Consider the following 23,706-nt stretch of genomic DNA (forward strand, 5'->3'; position numbering starts at 1 on the left):
CCGCCGATTTGCCCATCAGGATTTCCGGCCGCGCCGGCCGAGAGCGAAGGCCAGGACCGCGAGCACGATTCCGCCGATGATATAGGGGATCGGCGTGCTGCCGCGATCGGCCGGCGGTGTTGCTGCGGGTGCAGGCGTTGCCGCCGGTGCGGGAGCGGGCGCTGGAGCTGGAGCCGGGCTCGGCGCCGCGGGCTGCTGGTCGCCGGCCGGCGTTGCGGGTGCCGCTGCGACCTTCTGCTTCAGCGCCGCTTCCTTCTGCGGATCGATCCACCAGGTGTCGAGCGTCAGCCCATATTCCGGATTGGTGCTCGGATGCGCGAACTTGTTCCAATAGGCCAGCCGGTTGGTGTTCGAGTTCCAATGCGGGATGAAATAGAAGCCCCATTGCAGCACCCGATCGAGCGCGCGCGTGGAATAGATGAGATCGTCGCGGTCCTTGGCGGCAATGATCTTCTCGACCAACGCGTCGACCACGGGATCCTTGATGCCGCCCAGGTTCTGGCCGCCATTGGTGTCGGCGCTCTTCGAGCCCCACTGGTCGCGCTGCTCGTTGCCCGGCGACAGCGACTGCGCTACCAGATGAACGGTCATGTCGTAGTCGAACTGGTCCATGCGCTTCTGGTACTGCGCCGGATCGACCGTGCGCATATGCGCCTTCACGCCGATCTGGGCCAAGTTCTGGATGAAGGGCTGGGTGATGCGCTCGAAGGTCTCGGAATCGAGCAGGATCTCGAACTCCAGCTTAACTCCATTCTTCACGCGAACGCCGTTCTCCACCTTCCAGCCATCCTCGTCGAGGATCTTGCTGGCGATCTCCAGGTTCGCGCGGGCGTCACCCGAGCCATCCGTCTTCGGTGGATTGTATTCTGTGGTGAAGACCTCCTCCGGGATCTTGCCCTTGAAGGGCTCCAGGATCTTCAGCTCCTCGGGCGAGGGCAGGCCGGTCGCGCCGAGCTCGGACGGGCCGTAATAGCTGCGGATCCGCTCGTACTGGCCGAAAAATAGGGTCTTGTTGCTCCATTCGAAGTCGAAGGCGTATTGCAGCGCCTCGCGCACCTTGCGGTCCTGGAACATCGGCCGGCGCAGGTTGAAGAGATAGCCCTGCATCAGGTTGCGGCTCTTGGTCGGCAGCACCTCCTTCACGATGCGGCCGTCCTTCACCGCCGGGATGTCGTAGGCGGTGGCCCAGTTCTTGGCGCTGTTCTCCAGCCGGAGATCGAAGGCGCCGCTCTTGAACGCCTCCAGGGCCACGCCGCTGTCCCGGTAGTAGTCGTAGCGGATGGTGTCGAAGTTGTTTTGGCCCTTGTTGATCGGCAGGTTCTCGCCCCAGTAATCCTTGACCCGCTCCAAGGTGATCGAGCGGCCGGCCTGATACTTGGCGATCTTGTAGGGGCCGCTGCCGTCGGGAATGTCGAGCGTCGGTTGGGTGATGTCGCGGTCCTTCCAAAGATGCTGCGGCAGGACCGGCATCTGGCCGACGATCAGGGGCAGCTCGCGGTTGTCGCCCGCACCGAACGTGAACTTGACCTTGAGATCGCCGAGCTTCTCGGCCTTTTCGACGCTGCTGTAATAGCTCTGATAGAAGGGCGGGCCCTTCTCCTTCAGCAGGTTGAAGGAGAACACCACGTCGTCCGCGGTGATCGGCTTGCCGTCATGCCAGCGCGCGATGCTGCGGATATTGAAGACCACCCAGGAACGGTCCTCCGGCACTTCCATGCTTTCGGCGATCAGACCATATTCGCTGAACGCCTCGTCGAGGGTGCTGGTCAGCAAGGTCTCGTAGCTGGCGCCGGGCCCCGGCGTGCCCTGAATAGTATAGGGATTGAAACTGTCGAAGCTGCCGACCGCTGCGTAGACCACGCTGCCGCCCTTGGGCGCGTCGGGGTTCGCATAATCCAGATGGGTGAAGTCCGGTCCGTATTTCGGCTCGCCATGCATGGCGATGCCATGCACCGGCTGGACGTTGGTATCCTGCGCAGTCGCGGGCAGGGCGAAGACGGCGCTCCACGCGAGGAGGGTTGCAAAAGCCAGACCCAGCGTCGAGCGCGTCATGCCGATTCCCTAGTCCCATATGGTCTTATGGTGAGCCGCTTTGGCGCGGCTTTCCGCCATCCTAGCGGAGGTTTCGTCCGCAAGGAAATCCAGGAATGTAACGGGAAACAACGCCGTTCAGGCGGCGAGCGTTGCGACCGCCTGGTCCAGGATGCGCCGGTCGCCGGCCGCGACCACCGCGCCTTCGGACTGCATGGTGAGCGGACGGCCCTGCCAATCGGTGATGCAGCCGCCGGCGCCCTCGATCACCGGAACGAGCGCGAGATAGTCGTAGATCCCGAGGCCGCGCTCGACCACCAGGTCGAGGAAGCCCATGGCCACCATGGCGTATTGGTAGCAATCGCCGCCGAAGGTGGTGGACTTGGCGCCGTCGCGCAGCCGCTCATAAGGGGCGAGATGCTCGCCCTGGAACCAGACCGGCGAGATGGTCGAGAAATAGGCCTCGGCCAGGCTGGCGCAGGCGCGGCTTTTGATGACCTCGCCGTTGAGCGTGCTCTTCTCGCCGGCGACGCCGAGGAAGAGATCGCCGAGGATCGGCATGTCGATCACGCCGAGGATCGGCTTGCCGCCGCGGGTGAGCGCGATCAGTGTGCCGAACAGCGGCCGCCCGGTGATGAAGGAACGCGTGCCGTCCAAGGGATCGAGCACCCAGACATGCTCGGCATCGGCGCGCTCGGCGCCGAACTCCTCGCCGATGATGCCGTGCGACGGGAAGGCCGCGTTGATCTTCTCGCGCAAGGCCGCCTCGCATTCCCGGTCGGCCTTGGTGACCGGGCTCTCGTCGGCCTTGTCGATGATGTCGAGCTTCTTGCGGTAATAGCGCTTGAGGATCGGCCGGCTGACTTCTGTCAGCCGGCGCGCCAAATCCACAAACTCCGCGGGTACGCTCTCGCGATGGCTCAAGATCTTACTGCGGCAGCGGAACCGGGCTGTCGCTCTGGTCCCTGAGCCAGCGAAGCAGATTGGCGCGGTCCTGCGGCTTGGGCAGGCCCGGGAAGGCCATCTTGGTGCCCGGCGCGAATTTCTTCGGCCCGGCGATGAACTTGTCCAGGTTGGCGAAGTCCCAGGTGATCTTCAGGTTCTTGATCGCGTCGTCGTAGTTGAAGTCTTCCTTATGCGCGCTCGGACCGCCGACCACGCCCCAGAGATTCGGGCCGACCTTGTTGGGCCCGCCCTTGCTGAAGTCGTGGCAGGCCTTGCACTTGGCGGCGACCTTCTCGCCCGCGGCCGGATCGGCCGCAGCGATCAGCGCGACGGCATCGGCGCCAGCCGCGGGGGCGGCGGCGGGCGCCGCAGCACCTTCGGCCGGGGCGGCAGCTTCCGCGGGGGCCGCAGCTTCCGCCGGCGCGGCGGCCTCGGGCTGAGCGGCTGCAGCCGCTTCGCCGGCAGGCGCGGCGCCTTCGGCCGGTGCTTCCGCCGACTTCCCGGCATCCTCCGCCGCTTTGATCTCGTCGGGCGTCGGCAAAGCCAGCGGGCTGTCGGCCTTGGTCCGCAGGAAGGCGATCACGTTGGCGCGGTCCTGGGCCTTGGGCAGGCCGGGGAAACTCATCTTGGTGCCCGGCGCGAAGCTTTTCGGGCTGGCGATGAAGTGATTGAGGTTCTCGTAGGTCCAGGTGGTCTTCAGGTCCTTGATCGCGGCGTCGTAGTTGAAGTCTTCCTTATGCGCGGTCGGGCCGCCGACCACGCCATAGAGGTTCGGGCCGACCTTGTTCGCCTCGCCCTTGCCGAAGGTGTGACAGGCCGCGCATTTCGCGGCGGTCTTCTCGCCGGCCGCGACGTCGGCACTGGCCAACAGGCCGCTGATCGGCTCGACCGCGGTCGGCTTGGCCGCGGGCGCGGGCGCGGCCGGGGCCGCCGCCTCGCCGCCGCCGGCGGCCGCGTGCTCTCCGCCGCCTTCATGGCCGCCGCCATAGATCATGTTGGCGATCAGTCCGCTGCTCAGCGTCAGCATGCCGCCAACCAGGATGGCGGCGGCGATCTTGTTGGCTTCCAAAGACATGCAGGCAACCCCTCGTGGCAGGACCGGGCACTGGCTTCGATGAGCCGGGCCGGCAATCGGCGCGGAATTTAGCGACTTCCGCCCGCCCTGTCCAACAGCCCGTCACAGCGGTTAACTGCCGTTCCCAACAGACATTTCCCTCCGCCTTTCCGGCTGGCCTTTACCTTTCGAGCGGCATAATGTCGCGGGCCTTTCGATCCAAAAGCCGAGATGATCGCCCGATGAACCCGGTGGTCCTGATTCCCGCCCGCCTCGCTTCCACGCGCTTACCCGACAAGCCTCTGGCCGACATCGCGGGCAAGCCGATGATCGTCCATGTTTGGAGCCGCGCCAGGGAGGCCGGGGTCGGCCCGGTCTATGTCGCCGCCGCCGAGCCCGAGATCTGCGAAGCAGTGAAGGCGGCGGGCGGCGAGGCGGTGCTGACCCGCCCGGACCACCCTTCAGGCTCGGACCGCATATTCGAGGCCCTGGGCAAGATCGATCCGGATAAGCGCTTCGACGTCATCGTCAACGTCCAGGGCGATCTCCCGACCCTGGACCCCAAGGTCGTCCGCCGCGCCCTGGAGCCGCTCGCCAATCCCAACGTGGATATCGCCACCCTCTGCGTCGAGATCAGCCGCGAGGCCGAGCGCCACGATCCCAATGTGGTGAAGGCGGTGGCGGCCCTGGCCCCGCACGAAGGCCGCTCCATCGCCCGCGCGCTCTATTTCAGCCGCGCCACCGTGCCGGCGAATGCCGGGCCGCATTACCATCATGTCGGCCTCTACGCCTATCGCCGCGCGGCGCTGGAGCGCTTCGTGTCGCTGCCGCCGGGCCTGCTCGAGCAGCGCGAGAAGCTGGAGCAGCTGCGCGCGCTCGAGGCCGGCATGCGGATCGACGTGGCGCTCGTTGACACTGTTCCGCTCGGTGTCGATACTCCGGCCGAACTCGAACGCGCCCGCGCCGCGCTCGCCTCCTGAATCGAGCCCCTCTTCGTGAGATCTGTCCCGTGAACAACGTCATCGCCTTCCAGGGCCGGCCCGGCGCCTATTCGAATCTCGCCTGCCGCGGCGCCTATCCCGAGATGCAGACCCTGCCCTGCGAATCCTTCGAGGACATGTTCGCGGCGGTACGCGACGACAAGGCTTCGCTGGCGATGGTGCCGATCGAGAACTCGGTCGCCGGCCGGGTCGCCGACATCCACCACCTGATGCCGGAATCCGGCCTGCACATCATCGCCGAGAAGTTCCAGCGGGTGAATCATCAGCTGATGGCGGTGAAGGGTGCGACCCTGAAGGACCTGAAGACCGTGCGCAGCCATGTGCAGGCGCTGGCGCAATGCCGCAACACGCTCCGCAACATGAACCTGACGCCGATCATCCGTCCCGATACTGCCGGCTCGGCGGCGGAGGTCGCGGAACTGGGCGACAAGTCGATCGGTGCGATCGCCTCTTCGCTGGCGGCGGAGATCTACGGCCTCGATATCCTGAAATCCGACATGGAGGACGCCGAGCACAACACGACGCGCTTCGTCGTGATGTCGCGCGAGCCGATCGACCCGGACCCGGCCGCCGGCACGGTGGTGACCAGCTTCGTCTTCAAGGTGCGCTCGGTACCGGCCGCGCTCTACAAGGCGCTCGGCGGCTTCGCCACCAACGGCATCAACATCACCAAGCTCGAAAGCTATATCCTCGACGGCGCCTTCACCAACGCGCAGTTCTATGCCGATATCGAAGGCCATCCCGACCAGCGCTCGGTGAAGCTGGCGCTGGAAGAGCTGTCGTTCTTCTCGCGCGAAGTCCGCATCCTCGGCGTCTACCCCGCCGACCCCTTCCGCCACAATCCGAAGTAACCTGTCCCAAGGCCCGTCACCCGTGGACTTGATCCGCGGGTCACGTGCCGAGTTCGCACGGCAGGCGACGGGCTCAGCGCCCGTTCACTTCGTAGATCCGGTAATGCGGCGAGAGGTCCATCGGCAGCTCGATGCGCGTGAGCCAGCTCGGCACATGCGCGCGGCCGAGATCGGCGTAGAAGTTGAAGTGGTCCGGCGTGTAGAGCCGCGGGATCACCACGTCGATGCAGCGGATCACCAGCGAGACCTGGCGCTTCTCCAGGATCGCCCGCGCGGTCTCGCCGCCTTGATCGCGCATCGCGTCCGCGGTGTCGAAGATCGCCTGCGGATTGCGGTGATAGGGCCCGGCGACGAAGCGATAGGGCGTGCGGAAGGCGAGCTCCGGCGCGTAGGAGATATCGTCGGTCATGATGATCGGCGCCCCGCCGCCGGCTGGCCACTTGCCGGGCCGCGCGCTGTTCAGCCATTCCGCCAGCATCGGCGTGGGACAGCCGGCGCCCTGCGGTACCGGGGGCAGGAATTGCGCGGCGAACAGCGGTCCGCAAGTCAGCCCGACCGCGACCAGCACCAGCGCCGGGGTGCGCAGGAGCCGCGGCGTTGCTCTCATCTTCGTCTCGGCCAGGAAGAAAAAGCCGGCACAGATGATGGCGACGCTCGGCGCCAGTTCCACGCCGAGCCGCGCATGCAGGAGCGCGCCGATCAGCATGAAGCCGAACGCCATGGTGAGCAGCAGCGCCGACCAGCGGCGCTGCTCGCCCCAAGCGCGGAAGGCGAAGGGCAGCAGCACGATTGCGATCACCGACTGCCCGACCAGCGGCAGGAAGTTGCGCAACCGGTCGATGCCGGTCGGCCAGAGCGGCTGCATCTCGTTGACGCTGTCGAGGAAGTCGGCCTTCAAGCGCGGATCGACGCCGAGCGGCCCGAGCAGCAGGTCCGGGTAGAGCAGCAGCAGCACCGCAAGACCGATGACGCCCAATCCCGCCCCGGCGAGGCTGCGCAGCACCACGCCGCCGCGCACCCTTTGCGCCAGCAGGAACACCGCCGCCCAGAGCAGCGGCAGCACCAGATAGGGGATCGAGACCTTGTCGTATTCAGGCGTCAGCCAGCGCGAGGGCGGATGCTCGATCGGGATCGACACCAGGATGACGGCGGCCATCGCCAGCGAGAAGGCGGCGCCGAGTGCCGCCCAGTCGCGCTCCGCCTCGCCGGCGAGCCGGTGCTTGTCCAGCGGCGCATCGAGCCAGAACAGGCCCAGAGTCACGATGACGGGCACGATCGGCACCATCATCTCCGGGCTGACCCAGACGCCGAACCCGGCATAGAGACCGGCGACCCCCGCCCAACGGCGTTCCCCGGGCTGCTGTTGCCGCGGGGTCATGCCCGCCAGCGCCGCGCGCAGCATCGCGCCCAGCATCAGGGCGGTCAGCAGCAGCAGCAAGGTGTGATGGTCGGGGCGGCCGACCATGCCGTAGCCGAAAGCGGCGGCGTTGGTCAGCAGGATCACGGCCGCGAAGCGATAGCCGGGCTTCGGCCAGAGCGGCTTCGCGGCCCAGGCCGCGGCAAAGCAGGCGGCGATGTGGCCGGCCGAGGAGAATCCGGCGCCGATCCAGTAGACCGCGCGATCGACCGGCGCGCCGAACAGATGGGCGAGCAGGGCCGGCAGCAGGATCAGAACGTCGACCGGCCGGGTCCAATGCAGCGACAGGCCTTCCGGCGCCCCCAGCCTGGCGGTCACGGTGTCGTACCAGCCGCCGCCGTTGTAGAGGTCCATGATCCGCAGCACGCGCATGTAGCCGTCGGTGTCGCCGAGCCCGTGCTCGCGCACCACCACGCCGTTCTTGAAGGCGAAGAGGATGTGCAGCCCGATGGCGAAGACCAGGAACAGACCGGCCAGGAACCAGCCGATCGCGCGTGACGAGGCCGTGGGCTTGGCCGCGATGGCGGTTTCCGCCCCGCTCATGACCCGGTCTTCCGCTCGAACACCATGGTCTTCGAGGTCCAGAAGTTGATCGCCATCCCGGCGATCGCGCCCAGGGCGACGCCGATCACCGGTTGCCGGTGCACGGGCTCGGACAATGCCACCGCCGCCGCATAGATCCCGTAATTCACCAGGCCTCCGATCACCATCAGCCCGAGATAGGCCAGCCATTCGCCGGCCGGGTGTTTGCCGGAAGGACTGTCGCGGCGAAAGGTGAAGGATCGGTTGAGAATCCAGGTCGCGGTCGCGGCTGCCAGGAAGGAAAAGACGCGGCCGCTGTAAGGGTCGAGGCTCCAGGCCAACATGAGGTAAAGAACACCGGTATCGACCAGGAAGCCGATGCCGCCGACGATGCCGAAGCGCAGCATCTGTCCCACGAGCTTGCCTTCGGGAGCCTTGCCGTCGGGCCGAGCGGCGCGCGCCATGTCAGAATTTCAACCGCAGCCAGTCTTCGATCAGCCGCCGCGAGATCGAATCCTTGCGCGGCAGCTTGAAGGTCTCGTCCTCCGGCGAGTCGAGCAGCTCCTGCCGCGTCATCCAGCGCGCGGATTCGAGCTCGTCCTGATCGACCCGGAACTGGTCGCTGGTCGCCTCGGCGCTGAAGCCGAGCATCAGCGACGAGGGAAACGGCCAGGGTTGGGAGCTGAAATACTTGATGCGGGTGAGCCGCAGGCCGACCTCTTCATAGACTTCGCGGGCGACCGCGTCCTCGAGGCTCTCGCCCGGCTCGACGAAGCCGGCCAGGACCGAATGCATGCCCTGGGGCCAGACCGCCTGGCGCGCCATCAGGATCTTGTCGCCATGGGTGATCCGCATGATGACCGCGGGATCGGTGCGGGGAAACTGTACCGCGCTGCAATCCGGGTTGGTGCATTGCCGCTGGTGCCCGGCGGATTTCGGCTCGGTCGGCGATCCGCAGACGCCGCAGAATTTGTGCCGGTCGTGCCAATAGGTCAGTCCGCGGGCATAGGCGAGCAGCGCGCCCTCGCGCTGCGGCATCAGCGCGCCGACCGCCCGCAGGTCGACCGCATGGCCGAGCGCCTGGGCCTCGGATTCCTCGAGATGGGAGATATCGATCAGGAAATGGGCGGTCTCCTCCTCGGTCCCGAGCAACACCACATTGCGGGCCGCTTCGATGAAGTCGGCGCGCAGCTTGGGGTCGAGGACCAGCGCCCGCGGCGCCTCCGGATCGGACACATAATTCCGCAGCCGCCATATGGGATATAGGCGGGAGGCCGGGTCTGCCAGCTTTTCCCGGATCCAGGCCACATCTTCCCGGCGCTCCACCGCCCGGTTGAATTCCCCGGTGGCGTAGAAATTGACGCGTCTAGCCATTACATTGAGGGCTGTTTTGAGAACAGTCTGAGTACGTCCATGCGTGAAGCGCCATCATGGTGACCGAATCGACCTCGCGGCAAGCCTCATTCTCGCTCCTCCTGAATCCCAGGGGGTGGGTTGTGCGTGCGGCGGGAGCCATCCTGCTGACGCTGGCGCTGGCTTTGCCTTTCGGCCGCGCCGCTCGGGCCGAGGGCGCCCCTGCCGGCATCTATATCTACACGATCATTCGCGAAGGCGAGCCGGTCGGGCAGCAGCGCATGGAGTTCGTCAACGACGGCGAGCGGCTGCGCGTGCTCAGCCACATGGAGCTCAGTGTGACCCTGTTGGGGATGACCCTTTATGCCTTCGACCAGCAAGTCGAGGAAGTGCATGAGGACGGTCGGATCACCTCGCTGACTTCGGAAGCCGATGACGACGGCAAGGATCGCAAGGTCAATCTCACGCTGCAGGGCGATCTCCTGAAGGGCGAATACAACGGCGGCGCGCGCGCGGTCGAGCCGACGCTGGTGACCAGCCTGTTCTGGCAGAAACCTGCACTGGGCCAGACGCAGGTACTCGACACGGTGCGCGGCAAGGTCCGCGACGTCACGGTGAAGGATCTCGGCGTCGAGACGCTGAGCCTGCCGGTCGGCCGGATCGAGACGCATCACTATCAGCTGAGCGGCGAGTGGAAGCGCGACCTCTGGTATGACGCGAACGGCATCCTGGTGGCCGGGCAGCGCAGCGATTCCCCCGACGGCAGCGTCGTGCGGCTCGAATTGCAGCAGCGGCCGTAGCAGCGGAAGATCCATGCACAAATCGCTCGCCCTCCTGGCCGCCTGCGGCCTGCTGCTGCTGAGCGCCGGCGCGGTCGCGGCGCAGGAGGTGCCGGCCTGGCCCGGCCGGCTCGGCGCCTATGTCTTCGAGGTCACGCGCGACGGCGATCCGATCGGCACCCAGACGGTGACGCTGAAACAGGACGGCGACCAGCTCATCGTCACCACCGAGAGCGCGATCGAGGTGAGGCTGCTGGGAATCACCGTCTACCGCATGCATCAGGTGCTGACCGACATTTATCAAGGCAACCGGCTGGTTGCCGTTGCGGCGGAAACCAAGGATCCCGACGGCCTGCGCGTGGGCAAGCTCACGCGCGAGGGTGATCGCTGGACCGGCAAGATCGGCAAGCAGAGCCGCGATTTCGAATGCGACTGCCAGTCCTCCAGCACGATGTGGCAGATGGCCGGCCTCAAGGGCACGGCGATCATCGAAGCCTCGCCGCTGCAGCTGCGCACTATCAGCATCGAGGACAAGGGGATCGAGACCTTGGATCTCCCGGAAGGCCGGGTCGAGGCCCGCCGCTTCGCGGTCAAGGGCGAGATCGAGCGCGAGGTCTGGTACGATTCCGCCGGTAACCTGGTCTCCGCGCGGCAGCGCGGCAGCGACGGATCCTTGATCCAGCAGAACCTGATCAGCGACCCGCAGGCCAGCCGCGAGGCCGGCTCCGAGGCCAGTGAATAGCCTTCGTTTCGTTGCGACAATCGCGTCTGACCGGGGGCTTGCCAGCGCGCTTCCGATCGCCGATATAGTGCCCCGGGAGGTTGGCGATGGACGGGCGTCTCGCCAACCCGGTCAGGTCCGGAAGGAAGCAGCCGTAACGAGTTTCCGCTCGGGTCGTTGTCCAGCCTCCCACCTCTCCCCGCATATCTTAAGTCTCTGATAGAGAAGCACTATCCGCGCACTGGTATTGCGCGTCGGGATTCGCTACCAAGGGCGCATGCCCAATGACAGTGCGCCTCGCGATTCTGCGGCAGCCGTTGCCCCCTACCGGGTGCTGGCCCGGAAATACCGGCCGAGCGACTTCGCCGGGCTGATCGGCCAGGAGGCGCTGGTGCGCACCCTGACCAATGCGATCGCGCAGGGCCGCCTGGCGCATGCCTTCATGCTGACCGGCGTGCGCGGCGTCGGCAAGACCACCACCGCCCGCATCCTGGCGCGCGCCTTCAACTGCATCGGCCCGGACGGCAAAGGCGGCCCGACCGCCAGCCCTTGCGGCCAATGCGAGCATTGCACCGCGATCGCCGAGGACCGCCATGTCGATGTGATCGAAATGGACGCGGCGAGCCGCACCGGCGTCAACGACATCCGCGAATTGATCGAAGGCGTGCGCTATCGCCCGGTCAGCGCGCGCTTCAAGATCTACATCATCGACGAAGTCCACATGCTCTCGTCCAGCGCCTTCAACGCGCTGCTGAAGACGCTGGAAGAGCCGCCCGAGCATGTGAAGTTCATCTTCGCCACCACCGAGATCCGCAAGGTGCCGGTGACCGTGCTCTCGCGCTGCCAGCGCTTCGACCTGCGGCGCATCGAGGCCGACAAGCTGGCGCAGCATCTGGGTTCGATCGCTGCGGCCGAAGGTGCCAAGCTCGCCGCGAACGCGCTGGCGCTGATCGCCCGCGCCGCCGACGGCTCGGCCCGCGACGGTCTCTCGCTCTTGGACCAGGCGATTACCCTGGCCGAGCCCGGCCAGGAAGTGAGCGAGGAGCAGGTCCGTGCGATGCTCGGCATCGCCGACCGGACGCAGCTCTTCGAGCTCTATGAATCGGTGATGGCGGGCAACGCGGCCGAGGCGCTGGGCCAGCTCCGCCGCATGTACGAGGCCGGCGCCGACCCGATCGTCGTGCTGCAGGATCTGCTCGACCTGACGCACTGGCTGACCCGCTGCAAGCTGACGCCGGACGTGCTCAACCAGCCGGCGGTGCCCGAAGCCGAGCGCAAGCGCGGCGGCGCGCTGGCGAAGGATCTCTCGCTCCCGGTCCTGGCCCGCGCCTGGCAGATGCTGCTGAAGGGTCTCGGCGAGGCACAATACGCGCCGCAGCCTTTGGCCGCGGTCGAGATGGCGCTCATTCGCCTGATGCATGTGGCCGATCTGCCGACGCCGGGCGATCTGGTGAAACAGCTGGTCGGTCAAGCCGGCGCATCGGCACCGGCGCCCACGCCATCGCCGCGCGGCTCGAGCAACGGCCCGACCAATTTCGGCGGCCCCGTCACCAGCGCGATCTCCACGCAGCAGGTGGCGCGCGATCCGGCCGCTCAAGCTGCGCCGGTACAGGCCGCGCTGCCGAAGATCGAGACTTTCGACGCCATGGTCGAGCTCTTCAAGGAGAAGAAGGAAGGCATCCTTCTCACCCATCTCATCAACGACGTGCATCTGGTGCGTTTCGAGGCGGGCCGGATCGAGCTCAGGCCGACACCCAGGGCGCCGGCCGATCTGCCGAACCGTGTCGCCGCCTGCTTGCTGAAATGGACCGGCGCCCGCTGGCTGATCAGCGTCTCCGGCGACCTCGGCGCGCCGACTTTGAAGGAGCAGGCCCAGGCCGTGGAGGCCGAGCTCCGCCGCCGCGCCGCCGAGCATCCGCTGGTGAAGGCGGTGCTCGACGCCTTCCCGGGCGCCACGATCGATGCCGTGCGCGATCTCAAAGTGACCGAAGAATCCGCTGCTGAAGACGAGGCGGCGCCATTACCTGAGGAAGACCAATGAAGAATCTCGGCCAGATGATGAAGCAGGCGCAGCAGATGCAGGCCAAGATGGCCGAGCTGCAGGCGGCGCTGGATCAGGCCGAAGTCACCGGCCAGTCGGGCGGCGGCATGGTCACGATCACGACCTCGGCCAAGGGCGACCCGAAGAGGGTCAAGATCGATCCGTCCTTGATCAATCCCAGCGAGGCCGAGGTGCTGGAAGACCTGATCGTCGCTGCGCTGCGCGACGCGCGCCAGAAGGGCGAGGCGATGGTCCAGGAGGAGATGGGCAAGCTGACCGGCGGCCTCTCCCTCCCGCCGGGCTTCAAGCTGCCGTTCTGATGCCGCTCTCCGAGATCGACAAGCTGATCCAGCTGCTCTCGAAGCTGCCCGGCCTGGGTCCCCGTTCCGGCCGGCGCGCCGCGCTCGCCCTGATGAAGCGCCGCGACGCCATGCTGCTGCCGCTGATCGACGCCTTGGAGCGGGTCGCCGACACGGTGCGGGCCTGCTCGATTTGCGGCAATCTCGATGACGCCGATCCCTGCGCGATCTGCCGCGACACGCGGCGCGATCCGGCTTCTGTCTGCGTGGTTGCCGATGTGGCCGATCTCTGGGCGCTCGAGCGCGCCAACGCCTTCAAGGGTCGCTACCACGTGCTGGGCGGCGTCCTCTCGGCGCTGGACGGCGTCGGGCCGGAGCAGCTCAGCATCGGCCCGCTGCTGCGCAGGGTCGAAGCCGGCGATGTCAAGGAGGTGATCCTGGCGCTCGGTGCCACGGTCGATGGCCAGACCACCGGCCACTATCTGGCCGACCGCCTGCATGATTTCGACGTGGCGATCTCGCGCCTCGCCCACGGTGTTCCGGTCGGGGGCGAACTCGACTATCTCGACGACGGCACGCTGATCCAGGCCCTGAAGGCGCGGCAGAAGGTGTGAGGTCATGAACGAGCTCAGCAAGACCCAGACCACGCATCTCTCGCCGCTCTCGCGCGACCACGCCTATATCCAGAAGAATCCGGCGCCGGCCTATTGGGCCCTGTCGCCCTATCTCCTGCATCAGCACACCGACTGCTCCTGCTCGCTGGCGACGGCGACCATGCTGCTCAATGGCGCCCGCGCCATGGAGGGGCATGCGCGGATCGGCGAGTTCATCAGCGAGCGCGGATTGCTCGCGCGCATGGCGGATGCGGAATGGGAGAAGGGCATCACGCCGCCGGATGGCGGCGGGGCCTCGCTGGCCGAGCTTCGTGACAAGCTGGAGCGCGCCCTCGCGCTCTACGCGCTTTCCGGCTGGTCGGTCGAGCATTGCGCCATCGCCGCCGACGATGCGGCGACCGCCGAAGCCTTCCGCAACCAGTTGGTCGCGATGGAACAGGCGGGGGACCGGCTGCTCGCAGGCAACTATCACCTCGCGACCACCTATGGTGATCAGTGGGACATCGGCCATTTTTCGCCGATCGGCGCCTATGACGCCGCGACCGATCGCGTCCTCCTGCTCGATGTCTGGAAGGCGGATTACGAGCCCTATTGGGTCGACCGGATGCGTCTCGTGAAGGGCATGGTGCCGATCTCGCCGATCAGCGGCAGCCCGCGCGGCTATCTCGTCCTCAGACGCGGCTGACATGCCGCCGCCGCGCCCGGTCTCGGCGGAAGATCTGGCGGCGGCGCATCTTTCCGATCTCCGGAAACCGCTGATCGTGTTCGACGGCATCTGCCATCTCTGCACCGGCTTCGTGCGCTTCGTGATCCGCCGGGACCGCGACGCGCTGTTCCAGTTCCTCCCCGCGCAATCGCCGCGCGGCGAAGCGCTCTATGCGCGCCTGGGCTTGAAGAGCGGCGATTGGGATTCCAACCTGCTGGTGCTGGAGGGAAGGGTCTACACCGAGCTCGACGCCTTCATCGAGATCGCGCGCCGCTTCTGCGGCCTGTGGCGCATGATGCCGATCCTCTACGCGATCCCGCGCCCGCTGCGCGACTGGCTCTACAACCGCCTTGCCCGCAACCGCTACAACTGGTTCGGCAAGCGCGATGTCTGCTATCTGCCGACGCCGGATCTCGCGCCGCGATTCCTCGATTGATCTCGCGCGGCCCCTGACGAAGATCATTGATCTTCGTCAGGCATGTCCCGGTTCCGCGGCGATACGCCACGTCGGGCTGTGAAGGCAAACCTATTCACCTTAAATAAAGCCCGGGTGCCTATCTTTCTGGAGATGGGGGCCCATGGTCGTTGTGAGGCAAGATAGTCGTGCTGATCCGGAACACACCGCTGCGCAACGCCATTCCGGCAGCACTCCTTCTTGTCGTCATCTCCGGTGCCGCGGCCTACGTGGCCGTGACCAAGCATCACGCCAGCATCACCCTCGAAGCACAGCATTATGCCGCCACGACCGACCAGGCCTTCCGGACCTTCGAGAGCCGGCTGGCGCAGCGCGTGAGCGGGCTGCAGCTCATCGCGAAGATGGCCCAGGACGGTGAGATCGACGACGAAGCGAGTTTCGACATTGCCGCCGCGGCGACGCATCAGAATGCTTCGGGATATCTGGCCATAAATCTCATCGATGCCGATCGTGTGATCGTTCGCGTCTGGCCGCGCGAGAGCAACGCCGCCTCGCTCGGCAAGATCGCCGGACAGAAGTCGGAGACGCGGGCGCTGATCCTGAGTGCACGGGCGACCAATCTGCCGCAGGCGACCGGTCTGGTCGATCTGTTCCAGGGCGGCAAGGGCGTTGCGACGTATTTTCCGATCTGGCGCGGCGGCAGCTTCAGAGGCTACATAAACGGCGTCTTCCGCATCGATGGCTTGCAGAGCCTGCTCGATGGCACCGAGCAAACCGGAATCGCCGCCAGCTTCGACGTCGTGGATGCCGATGATGAGCAGATGCGGGTCCGAAATCCCGCGGACCGTATGGTGCCCTTTCTCAACAAATGGGTCGTCGTCCGCTTTCCGGAGTTCACGCCGCACCATTCGAACGCCGATGAGTTCGTCATCTTCGGCATAGGCCTCGCGCTCGCTGTGGTTTCCTCGCTGATGCTCTTCGTCGGTCTTTCGGTCCGCAGCCGGTCGATGCGCAATGCAACCCTGCTTTCCAACATTCTGACGGCGGCGCCCGACGCGGTGCTGACCGTGGATGAGCGCGATCGCATCCGAGTCTTCAACCCCGCCGCAGAAGCAATGTTCGGCCACAAGGCGGAGGAGGTGCTCGGCAAGGAGATCAGCCTGCTCTTGCCTGCGATCTCTCTCGATGGTCGAGACCGCTCCGGCAACGCTCTGGCAAAGGCCGAGATCGGGGCCGGGATCGCCGCCAATCATCCCTACGTCCGGGGGCTCCGCGCCGATGGCAGCCAGTTTCCGGTCATGGCCTCGACCAGCAAATTCATGTTCGAGGGGAAGCGGCTCTTGACGGCGGTGCTGCGGGACATGACGGAAGTCGAGTTGATGAACGACGAGCTCATCCGCCTCGCCGAAGAGAGTGCCCGGGTCGCCAAGGAGGCCGAGAATGCCTCCCACGCGAAGTCCATGTTCCTTGCGAGCGTGAGCCACGAGCTGCGGACGCCGCTGAATGCGATCATTGGCTTCTCGCAGTTGATCTCAAGCGAGCCGTTGGGTCCGCTCGGACATGCCAAGTACCGCGAGTACCTCGAAGACATCCAGGGCAGTGGCGAGCATCTTCTGACGATCATCAACGACGTTCTCGACATCACCAAGATCGAGGTCGGCTCATACGACTTGGTGCCGGAGCTGTTTGATCTCGCCGATTTGATCCGGCAGACCGCTAGCACCGTATTTCCGCTGGCTTGCGAGAAGGGTCAGACTGTCAAGCAGGACGTCTTGCCGACGCTGGTGGCTTTTGCGGACAAGCGCGCAACCCGCCAGATCATTTTCAACCTGCTTTCCAACGCGATCAAGTTCACCGCCAAGGGCGGCGAGATCAGGATCGGCTGTCAACGCTCGAGCAGCGACCGCTCTGCCGTGTTCTGGATTGCCGACAACGGCCCCGGCATTCCAGGCCATATCCTGGAAAAGCTCGGCAGCCCATTCGTGCAGGAGCGGCATCCTCACCACTCCGGCGTCGCCGGCACCGGACTGGGCGTGTCGATCAGCAAAGCACTGGCGGCCGGCATGCGCGGAAGCCTGAATGTGACATCGTCCATCGGGATCGGCACCACCGTCACGGTAACCCTGCCGGGCGATGCCATCCGAGGGGCGGGCGAGCAGGAGAGCCTGGCGCTGGCCGGTTAGCTCCCAACAATCCGCATCGGCCAGACGCTACCGATGTCGATCGGTGGCCCAGCAGGCGTTGGGTCTGCTATCTATTCGGATCTCGATCTCCGATTCCGTGAGTGAGCGTGCGTCGCATCCTGATCCTCGGTGGCTATGGCACCTTCGGCAGCCGGATCGTTCGGTTGCTCGCCCGGCACAAGCGTTGGTCGCTTCTGGTCGCCGGCCGGTCCAGGGAAAGGGCGGAGGCCTTCGTCCATTCGCTCGATGACGGGAACATCGCCGCCGTCGCGCTCGACCGCGAGGCAATCACGGCGGCCAAGCTCAAGTCCCTCGGCCTCTGGCTGGTGATCGATGCCTCCGGCCCGTTCCAGGGCGACGAGTCGCTGGACTATCCGGTGGTGCGCGCCGCGCTCGAATCCGGCCTGCATTACATCGACCTCGCCGATGCGCGGCGCTTTGTCCACGACATCGGCCGCTTCGACGCCGAGGCGAAGACCCGCGGCCTCACCGTGATCGCCGGCGCCAGCAGCGTCCCGACCTTGTCCTCCGCCGTGGTCGCCGAACTGACCAAAGACCTGGTCGAGCCGCTCGAGGTCGAGATCGCGATCAGCTCCAGCAATCAGGCGACGCTTGGTCGCTCCGTGCATGCGGCCTTGCTCTCTTATGCCGGCCGGCCGATCCGGGTCCGCCGCTTCGGCGCGTGGCGCGAGATCGCCGGCCTGCAGAATTGGCATTCAACGGACATCGCCGTTCCCGGCCATGCGCCGCTGCGCCGGCTCGTCGCGCCCTGCGCGGTACCCGATCTCGACCTTCTGCCCGCGCGCTATCCCACTTTGCGCAAGGCGCTCTTCCGCGCCGGCACCGAGCTTGCGATTCTCAACCGCGGCGCCGGCCTGCTGTCCCGCCTGGTCTCGGCGCGGCTCCTGAAATCGTTGACGCCCTTTACCGCGCTCGCCGGCAGCGCCTTCGCCCTGCTGCGCGGCTTCGGCAGCACGCGTTCCGGCATGCTGGTGACGGTGACCGGCCGCAATGGCGCGACCTGGGAGCGCCGCCGTTGGAGCGTCATCGCCGAGGCGGGCGACGGCCTCTGGGTCCCGGCGCTCGCGGCCGCCCTGCTGGCCGAGAAGCTGGATCGCGGCGAGATCACCGCCGGCGCGCGGCCCGGGATCGACGTGCTGACTCTCGCCGAGTTCCGCAGCGCCTTCGCCGCCTTCAAGATCGAGGATGCCAGTGCGGCGGAACGCCTGCCGCCATCGCCCTTCCGCCGCTGGCTTGGCGCTGCCGTCGAGTCCCTCCCGCCGGCGATCCGCGCTATGCACGACGATCCGCTGGAGCGCAGCGCCTCCGGCACGGTCGCCGTCACCCGCGGCACTCACCCGCTCGCGGTCCTGATGTGCAAGCTCCTCGGCTTCCCGCCCAGCGGTGCGGACCTGCCGCTCACCGTCGAGTTCGAACCGCAGGGAGACGGCGAGATCTGGCGCCGCGTCTTCCCGACCAGCACCTTCAGAAGCCATCTCAAGCCCTGGCCCGGCCGCACCGGCGCAATGCGCGAATGCGTCGGTCCCTTGGCCTATGGCTTCCGCGTCGAGACCGGCGAGCAAGGCCTGCGCATGGTGTTCGAGCGCTGGTGGCTCTGCGGCTTGCCGCTGCCCCGCGCGCTCGGCCCGCGCGTCGCCGCGACGCAATGGCAGGAGGGCGAGGATTATGGCTTCTCGGTCGAGGTCTCGGCGCTCGGCCTGGGGCGCGTCATCGCCTATCGCGGCCGCCTGCGGCTCAACCAACCCGGCAGGTCAGTGGAGGGTCCTTGAGCCTTCGATCCAGGTCGAGCGCAGCAGCGTGCCGATGCGCTTGGCCTCGTCGTGACCGACCTGGAACAGCTGGCGGGCGATCATCTCGACATAATCGGCCAGGATGACCGGCTTCGTCATCTCTTCCGCGGCGCGTTGGCGCTCGTCGCCGATCTGATCGGGAAACATCAGGCCGCAGGCCGTGACGACGCAAATCGGAATGCCGTCCAGCTCCGGCTTCGATCCGATGATCGCGATCGTCTCCCATCCCGAGAGGAACGGCAGCTGGATGTCCATCTGGATGAGGTCGGGCCGGTTGGATTCCAGGAAGGCCAGCGCCGATTGCCCGTCCTTTGCAGCATGCACCCTGCAGCCGAATGCACCTTCGAGGACGGTCTTGAAGTACTTCCTGCAGAGCTCGTTGTCTTCAACAAGCAGGATGAGCTTGGGCTGATCCATCGCGGCGCCGGATTGTCGATTCCCCGGGCCAGTCCGCCATTGGTTGCAGATCTTGTCAATCGGCGCGGTCGGCCTTAACCACGCGGACGGTCCGCCCGGCGGGCTCGCGCCCCGGCCGCCTCAGGTCAGGGACTGCCCGCCATCGACCACGATCGTCTGTCCGGTGATCCAGGCGGCTAGATCGCTGGCGAGGAACAGGGCGACATGGGCGATCTCCTCGGGCGCCCCGAGCCGGCCCCAGGGAATACCGTCCAGGATGCTCTGGTAGAGCCCGGGGTCTGAGGTCTTGCGCTCTTCCCAGAGCCCCCCGGGAAACTCGATCGAGCCCGGCGCGATGCAATTGACCCGGATTCGCTTCGGCGCCAGCGCCAGCCCCTGGCTCATCGTATAGTTGATCAGCGCCGCCTTGACCGCGGCATAGGCAACGGAACGCGCCGAAGCCATCAGGCCCGAGATCGAGGAGATGTTGATGACGTTGCCTTTCGACTGTTCGAGGTAGGGAAGGGCGGTCCGCGTCGCACGGGCCGTGCCCAGGAGATCGACGTTGATGCTGGCCTGCCAGCCGCTCTCATCGTCCTTCAGGCCCAGGCCGGAGGCATTGTTGACCAGCACGTCAAGCCCGCCCAGCGCCGCGGCGGCCCCCTTCACCATGGCGGTCACCTGCTTCTCGTCGCCGAGATCGCAGGCCGTGCCGAAGACCTGGTTTCCATACCGCTTCAGCTCGGCTTCGGCGGCGCGCACACCGGTTTCACCCCGCGCGCAGATCGCCACATCGGCACCGCTCGCGGCGAAGGCCAGCGCGATCGACCTTCCGATCCCGCGGCTGCCCCCGGCAACCAGCACCTTCCTGCCCTTGAACGAAAGCTCCATGAGATTTCCCCGTATGATGCTTCTTCGGCGCGCTAGAGTGGCGCCGGCAGGGAGTCGTTGTAACAGCCCGGGGCGCAAGAATGAACACGGCATCGCCGCTCGCCGATATCGGTTTGTGGTCCTTGGTGCAGCGGCTGCGCGGGCAGCGCTGGGTCGATCTCACCCACACCTTCTCCTCCACCACGCCGCATCATCCCAGCTTTCCGCCGGCGGAGCTCAGGAAGACGGTCGACCACGAGGACCTGATCGATGGCCAGCGCGCCGGGTTCATGACCCATGAATACCGTTTCGCCGGGCAGTGGGGCACGCATGTCGATCCCCCGGTGCATTACCATGCCGGCCTCCGCTATCAGGACGAGATCCCGGTCGTGGAGATGCTGCTGCCGCTCGTGGTGCTCGATATCTCGCCCCGTGCCGCCGCCGACCCCGACAGCTGTGTGACGCTCGCCGACGTCGCGGCCTGGGAGGCGCGCTGGGGCCGGATTCCCGAGGGCGCTTTCGTCGCCTTGCGCAGCGACTGGTCGAAGCGCTGGCCGGACCAGGCGCGGATGATGAATCCCGACAGCGAAGGCATCAGCCATTTCCCCGGCTGGTCGCTGCCGGTCTTGAAGCTGCTGTTCGAGGAGCGCGCCATCTGCGCCTGCGGCCACGAGACCACCGACACCGATCCCGGCTTCGCCTCCAGCCGCGGCGACTATGCTCTGGAGCGCTACGTGCTCGGCCGCAACTGCTGGCAGATCGAGATGCTGGCCAACCTCGACCAGGTGCCGGCGGCCGGCGCCTTGGTCGTCGCGACCTGGCCCAAGGCCGAGCGAAGCTCCGGCTTCCCCGCCCGCGTCTTCGCGATCTGCCCGGCGGGGTGAACTAGCCGAGCCGGACCGAGAGCTCGACGTCGCCGCCGAATGGCGTGGACATGTAGCCTTTCGCCGCCGAGCGGACATGCGCCAGGTAATCCGGGCTGTAATCGGCATTGTCGGCGATGATGAAGGCGCCTGGCCGCAGCCGGCCTTCCACCAGGCCGAGGATCTCCGGGTAGAGCGCCTTGGCGCCGTCGAGCAGCAGCAGGTCGATAGCTTCGGGGAGGTCGCGGCCCAAAGTCTCGAGCGCATCGCCTTCGCGGATCTCCACCAGGTCGATGAGCCCGCCGGCGGTCAGGTTCTCGCGCGCCCGGGCCACCTTGGATGGCTCAAACTCGCTGGTGATCAGGTGCCCGCCGCCGTTGTCCCGCAGTGCCGCGGCGAGATGCAGGGTCGAAATCCCGAACGAGGTGCCGAACTCGACGATCGCGCAGGCGCGGCTGCTGCGCGCCAGCATGTAGAGCAGCCGCCCGGTCTCGCGCGAGACCGCGAGCGGGAAGTCCTTCAAGGCGCCGTAGAAGTCGCGGTACTCGGTCTTGCTGCGCATCAGTCTCCCGCGCTCCTCGGCGGGGACATGGGCGAAGGCGGGGCTGGTCGCCGGCGAGGAGGCCTCGGCCTCGTCGAACAAGCGGTCGAGGAGGAGGGCGAAGGGATAGCTGGTGAGCGTGGTCATGGCGATCTCCGGTGACGGATGGCGCGGTGTTGCGCTGCCGAAGAAATACGAATAACCCTTCATGTTTCCAATTCGCATTGGCCGAGGCCGTCATGCCCACCCGCCGAAACCCGCGGATTTCCTCGCGAAAGCAGCCGCAGCAGGCCCGCTCCGCAGACCTGGTCGCGGCGATCCTGGAAGCCGCGGTTCAGGTTCTGGCGAAGGAGGGAGCGGCCCGCTTCACCACCGTCCGGGTCGCGGAGAAGGCCGGTGTCAGCGTCGGCTCGCTCTACCAGTACTTCCCCAACAAGGCGGCGATCCTGTTCCGGCTGCAAAGCGACGAATGGCGCCAGACCACCGACCTGCTGCGCCGCATTCTCGAAGACGACAGCCGGCCGCCGCTGCAGCGGCTGCGCGTCCTGGTGCGCGAGTTCATCCGTTCGGAATGCGCGGAGGCAGCGGTGCGTGTGGCGCTCGACGACGCGGCGCCGCTTTACCGCGACGCGCCGGAAGCGAAAGCGGCGAAAGCTTCGGGCGAGCGGGCGATCCAGCTTTTCATGAAGGAAGCGGTGCCCAGGGCCTCCGCCGCCACGCGGGCGATGGCCGCGGAGCTGATCAAGACCACACTCAGCACGGTCGGCAAGGAGTTCTCGGAAACGCCGCGCAAGGCGGCGGAGATCGATGCCTATGCCGACGCCATGGCCGATATGTTCTGCGCCTATCTCGGTAGCCTCAAGCGCGCCGCTCGGGCGCGGCCGGCGCCACAAAAGAGTCAGGCGCCGGCTTGATCCGCCGGCGCCCCGCACGCCTTCAGTCGAGTGAAGAGCGTCCTCCCAGACTGCCCCGCTTCTTGACGGCGGGGCCTGCCGAAACTCCGGCCTAGTTGCTGGCCATGATCTTGGCTTCGAGCTCCTTGGCTTCGGTGCAGCTGCCGCAGGCCTTCTTCAGCACGGCGAGGCGCTCCTTGGCCTCGGCCGGCATCTTCATCTCCATATAGAGCTCGCCGAGATACTCGTTGGCGCCGAGATGGTCCGGCTCCATGGCGAGCGCCTGGTTGTAATAGTCGAGCGCGGTCTTCTGGTCGCCGCTCTTGCGATAGGAATAGCCGAGCAGGTTCAAGGCATCGGCATAGGCGCCCTTGTCCTTGATCAGCTTCTGCAGGATCGGGATCGCGTCCGAGTATTCCTCGTCGTCGATCAGCTCCTTCGCCTTCTTGTAGGGATCGGGCTGCGCGGCGTCGTCATCCGAGCTGCCCATCGCCCAAGCCTGTCCCAAATGGGCTGAGCCGGTAATCAGCAGAACGGCGGCGAAGCCGGCGATAGCCGTGATTATTTTGCGTGTCATGTCTTGCTCCTTCATTTGAAGATTCCCGATCTCGATTCAAATCACTTATCCGTAACGTTGCTCGGTCCACGGGTCGCCGTGATTGTGATAGCCGCGCTCTTCCCAGAAGCCCGGCCGGTCGGCGGCATGAAGCTCGACGCGCTTCACCCATTTGGCGCTTTTCCAGAAGTAGAGCTGCGGCACCACCGCCCGCATCGGCCCGCCATGCTCGATGGTCAATGGCGCATCGTTCCAATGGGTCGCCAGCAGCGTGTCTTCGCCCGCGAACGCGTCCAGCGGCAGGTTGGTCGTATAGGTATCGAAGCTGTGCAGGGTGACGAACCGCGCCTCGGGCTTCGGCTTCACCTGTGCCAGGAGATCACGGACCGCGACCCCGCGCCAGCGGTTGTCGAAGCGCGACCAGGAGGTCACGCAATGGATGTCGCTCTGGAAATCCGTCTGCGGCAGGCCCTGGAACGCGGCCCAGTCCAGCCGCATCGGCTGCTCGACCAGCCCATCGACCTGGAGCCGCCAGCGATCGAGCGGGATGTTCGGCTTCACGCCGAGATCGAGCACCGGCCAGTCGGCGGTCTTGCGCTGGCCCGGCGGCAGCCGGTCTTCCTCGCGTCTGGAGGGGCGCCCGGTCAGCAGCCGGCCTTCCTCGGCCCAGCGCTGCTTGGTCGCGATCAGCTTTTCCTTGATCCCGCCCTGGGTACCCTGGGGAGAGCCGCCGTCGTTCATGCTGTCGTCCATTCTGCTTGTCGAAGTATTTGGAATCCCGCTGCAAAGGCCAAGGCTTGCAACCTGACATCAAGTGGAATTGAGATACCCCCGGCCGGCGTGG

At 66.4% G+C, this 23,706-nt stretch carries 24 protein-coding genes and 1 other RNA gene; 14 read left to right on the forward strand and 11 right to left on the reverse strand.

Annotation, left to right across the window (positions count from 1 at the left end; all coding sequences use genetic code 11):
- Positions 1-15: 15 nt before the first annotated feature.
- The 3 genes from ACYQ4T_RS18415 to ACYQ4T_RS18425 all read right to left on the reverse strand — a co-directional run bounded on the left by ACYQ4T_RS18415 (position 16) and on the right by ACYQ4T_RS18425 (position 4,051).
- The gene (locus tag ACYQ4T_RS18415; RefSeq protein WP_459857208.1) at positions 16-2,052 is read right to left on the reverse strand and encodes an extracellular solute-binding protein; all 2,037 of its coding nucleotides are present in this window, start codon (positions 2,050-2,052) and stop codon (positions 16-18) included.
- Positions 2,053-2,169: 117 nt separating this feature from the next.
- Positions 2,170-2,922 (reverse strand): histidinol-phosphatase, encoded by a 753-nt coding sequence (hisN, locus tag ACYQ4T_RS18420; RefSeq protein WP_459857210.1) that lies wholly within the window; start codon positions 2,920-2,922, stop codon positions 2,170-2,172.
- Between the two features lie 37 nt (positions 2,923-2,959).
- Positions 2,960-4,051, reverse strand: a complete 1,092-nt coding sequence (locus ACYQ4T_RS18425) for a c-type cytochrome (protein ID WP_459857213.1) — start codon at positions 4,049-4,051, stop codon at positions 2,960-2,962.
- A gap of 221 nt (positions 4,052-4,272) precedes the next feature.
- On the opposite strand from ACYQ4T_RS18425, the gene ACYQ4T_RS18430 reads away from it, so the two are divergent.
- Positions 4,273-5,010 carry a 3-deoxy-manno-octulosonate cytidylyltransferase gene (locus ACYQ4T_RS18430; protein ID WP_459857215.1) on the forward strand — a complete coding sequence of 246 codons (738 nt, stop codon included), beginning with the start codon at positions 4,273-4,275 and terminating at the stop codon, positions 5,008-5,010.
- A gap of 29 nt (positions 5,011-5,039) precedes the next feature.
- A complete protein-coding gene (locus tag ACYQ4T_RS18435) occupies positions 5,040-5,882 on the forward strand; it encodes a prephenate dehydratase (protein WP_459857218.1) in 843 nt (280 codons plus the stop codon).
- Positions 5,883-5,955: 73 nt separating this feature from the next.
- Here ACYQ4T_RS18435 and ACYQ4T_RS18440 read toward each other — a convergent pair whose 3' ends face one another.
- From ACYQ4T_RS18440 to nudC, 3 genes are read right to left on the reverse strand one after another with little or no spacing between them, the layout of a single operon-like run.
- Positions 5,956-7,842: a hypothetical protein gene (locus ACYQ4T_RS18440; RefSeq protein ID WP_459857220.1), complete on the reverse strand. Its 1,887-nt coding sequence runs from the start codon at positions 7,840-7,842 to the stop codon at positions 5,956-5,958.
- A complete protein-coding gene (locus ACYQ4T_RS18445) occupies positions 7,839-8,285 on the reverse strand; it encodes a GtrA family protein (protein ID WP_459857223.1) in 447 nt (148 codons plus the stop codon). The genes ACYQ4T_RS18440 and ACYQ4T_RS18445 overlap by 4 nt, the downstream gene beginning before the upstream one ends.
- 1 nt (position 8,286) lies before the next feature.
- The gene (gene nudC, locus ACYQ4T_RS18450; RefSeq protein ID WP_459857225.1) at positions 8,287-9,195 is read right to left on the reverse strand and encodes an NAD(+) diphosphatase; all 909 of its coding nucleotides are present in this window, start codon (positions 9,193-9,195) and stop codon (positions 8,287-8,289) included.
- A gap of 122 nt (positions 9,196-9,317) precedes the next feature.
- On the opposite strand from nudC, the gene ACYQ4T_RS18455 reads away from it, so the two are divergent.
- From ACYQ4T_RS18455 to ACYQ4T_RS18500, 10 genes are all read left to right on the forward strand, one after another.
- A complete protein-coding gene (locus ACYQ4T_RS18455; protein WP_459857227.1) occupies positions 9,318-9,974 on the forward strand; it encodes a DUF6134 family protein in 657 nt (218 codons plus the stop codon).
- Between the two features lie 13 nt (positions 9,975-9,987).
- The gene (locus tag ACYQ4T_RS18460) at positions 9,988-10,695 is read left to right on the forward strand and encodes a DUF6134 family protein (protein ID WP_459857230.1); all 708 of its coding nucleotides are present in this window, start codon (positions 9,988-9,990) and stop codon (positions 10,693-10,695) included.
- Positions 10,696-10,769: 74 nt separating this feature from the next.
- Positions 10,770-10,868: signal recognition particle sRNA small type (gene ffs, locus ACYQ4T_RS18465), an RNA gene on the forward strand.
- Between the two features lie 83 nt (positions 10,869-10,951).
- The gene (locus ACYQ4T_RS18470) at positions 10,952-12,715 is read left to right on the forward strand and encodes a DNA polymerase III subunit gamma/tau (RefSeq protein WP_459857234.1); all 1,764 of its coding nucleotides are present in this window, start codon (positions 10,952-10,954) and stop codon (positions 12,713-12,715) included.
- Positions 12,712-13,035, forward strand: coding sequence for a YbaB/EbfC family nucleoid-associated protein (locus ACYQ4T_RS18475; RefSeq protein WP_459857236.1), 324 nt, complete (start codon positions 12,712-12,714; stop codon positions 13,033-13,035). The genes ACYQ4T_RS18470 and ACYQ4T_RS18475 overlap by 4 nt, the downstream gene beginning before the upstream one ends.
- Positions 13,035-13,628, forward strand: coding sequence for a recombination mediator RecR (gene recR / locus ACYQ4T_RS18480; protein WP_459857240.1), 594 nt, complete (start codon positions 13,035-13,037; stop codon positions 13,626-13,628). The genes ACYQ4T_RS18475 and recR overlap by 1 nt, the downstream gene beginning before the upstream one ends.
- A 4-nt stretch (positions 13,629-13,632) precedes the next feature.
- The gene (locus ACYQ4T_RS18485) at positions 13,633-14,313 is read left to right on the forward strand and encodes a phytochelatin synthase family protein (RefSeq protein ID WP_459857243.1); all 681 of its coding nucleotides are present in this window, start codon (positions 13,633-13,635) and stop codon (positions 14,311-14,313) included.
- 1 nt (position 14,314) lies between these two features.
- Positions 14,315-14,770, forward strand: a complete 456-nt coding sequence (locus ACYQ4T_RS18490; protein WP_459857246.1) for a thiol-disulfide oxidoreductase DCC family protein — start codon at positions 14,315-14,317, stop codon at positions 14,768-14,770.
- A gap of 167 nt (positions 14,771-14,937) precedes the next feature.
- Positions 14,938-16,932: a sensor histidine kinase gene (locus tag ACYQ4T_RS18495; protein ID WP_459857248.1), complete on the forward strand. Its 1,995-nt coding sequence runs from the start codon at positions 14,938-14,940 to the stop codon at positions 16,930-16,932.
- Between the two features lie 101 nt (positions 16,933-17,033).
- Positions 17,034-18,722, forward strand: coding sequence for a DUF4166 domain-containing protein (locus ACYQ4T_RS18500; RefSeq protein WP_459857250.1), 1,689 nt, complete (start codon positions 17,034-17,036; stop codon positions 18,720-18,722).
- Here the strand turns inward: ACYQ4T_RS18500 and ACYQ4T_RS18505 are convergent.
- Positions 18,705-19,160 carry a response regulator gene (locus tag ACYQ4T_RS18505; protein WP_459857252.1) on the reverse strand — a complete coding sequence of 152 codons (456 nt, stop codon included), beginning with the start codon at positions 19,158-19,160 and terminating at the stop codon, positions 18,705-18,707. The two genes, ACYQ4T_RS18500 and ACYQ4T_RS18505, sit on opposite strands and share 18 nt — an antisense overlap.
- A gap of 120 nt (positions 19,161-19,280) precedes the next feature.
- The gene (locus ACYQ4T_RS18510) at positions 19,281-20,030 is read right to left on the reverse strand and encodes an SDR family NAD(P)-dependent oxidoreductase (protein ID WP_459857254.1); all 750 of its coding nucleotides are present in this window, start codon (positions 20,028-20,030) and stop codon (positions 19,281-19,283) included.
- An 80-nt stretch (positions 20,031-20,110) separates the two neighbouring features.
- On the opposite strand from ACYQ4T_RS18510, the gene ACYQ4T_RS18515 reads away from it, so the two are divergent.
- Complete coding sequence (locus ACYQ4T_RS18515) at positions 20,111-20,893, forward strand: cyclase family protein (RefSeq protein ID WP_459857256.1); 783 nt, start codon at positions 20,111-20,113, stop codon at positions 20,891-20,893.
- A 1-nt stretch (position 20,894) separates the two neighbouring features.
- Here ACYQ4T_RS18515 and ACYQ4T_RS18520 read toward each other — a convergent pair whose 3' ends face one another.
- The gene (locus tag ACYQ4T_RS18520) at positions 20,895-21,623 is read right to left on the reverse strand and encodes an O-methyltransferase (protein WP_459857258.1); all 729 of its coding nucleotides are present in this window, start codon (positions 21,621-21,623) and stop codon (positions 20,895-20,897) included.
- Positions 21,624-21,652: 29 nt separating this feature from the next.
- On the opposite strand from ACYQ4T_RS18520, the gene ACYQ4T_RS18525 reads away from it, so the two are divergent.
- Positions 21,653-22,327, forward strand: a complete 675-nt coding sequence (locus ACYQ4T_RS18525; protein ID WP_459857260.1) for a TetR family transcriptional regulator — start codon at positions 21,653-21,655, stop codon at positions 22,325-22,327.
- Between the two features lie 91 nt (positions 22,328-22,418).
- Here ACYQ4T_RS18525 and ACYQ4T_RS18530 read toward each other — a convergent pair whose 3' ends face one another.
- A complete protein-coding gene (locus ACYQ4T_RS18530; RefSeq protein WP_459857262.1) occupies positions 22,419-22,883 on the reverse strand; it encodes a tetratricopeptide repeat protein in 465 nt (154 codons plus the stop codon).
- A 45-nt stretch (positions 22,884-22,928) separates the two neighbouring features.
- On the reverse strand, positions 22,929-23,615 hold the full coding sequence (locus ACYQ4T_RS18535) for a sulfite oxidase-like oxidoreductase (RefSeq protein WP_459857264.1): 687 nt from the start codon (positions 23,613-23,615) through the stop codon (positions 22,929-22,931).
- Between the last annotated feature and the right edge of the window lie 91 nt (positions 23,616-23,706).

Source organism: Dongia sp. agr-C8, assembly GCF_054658695.1.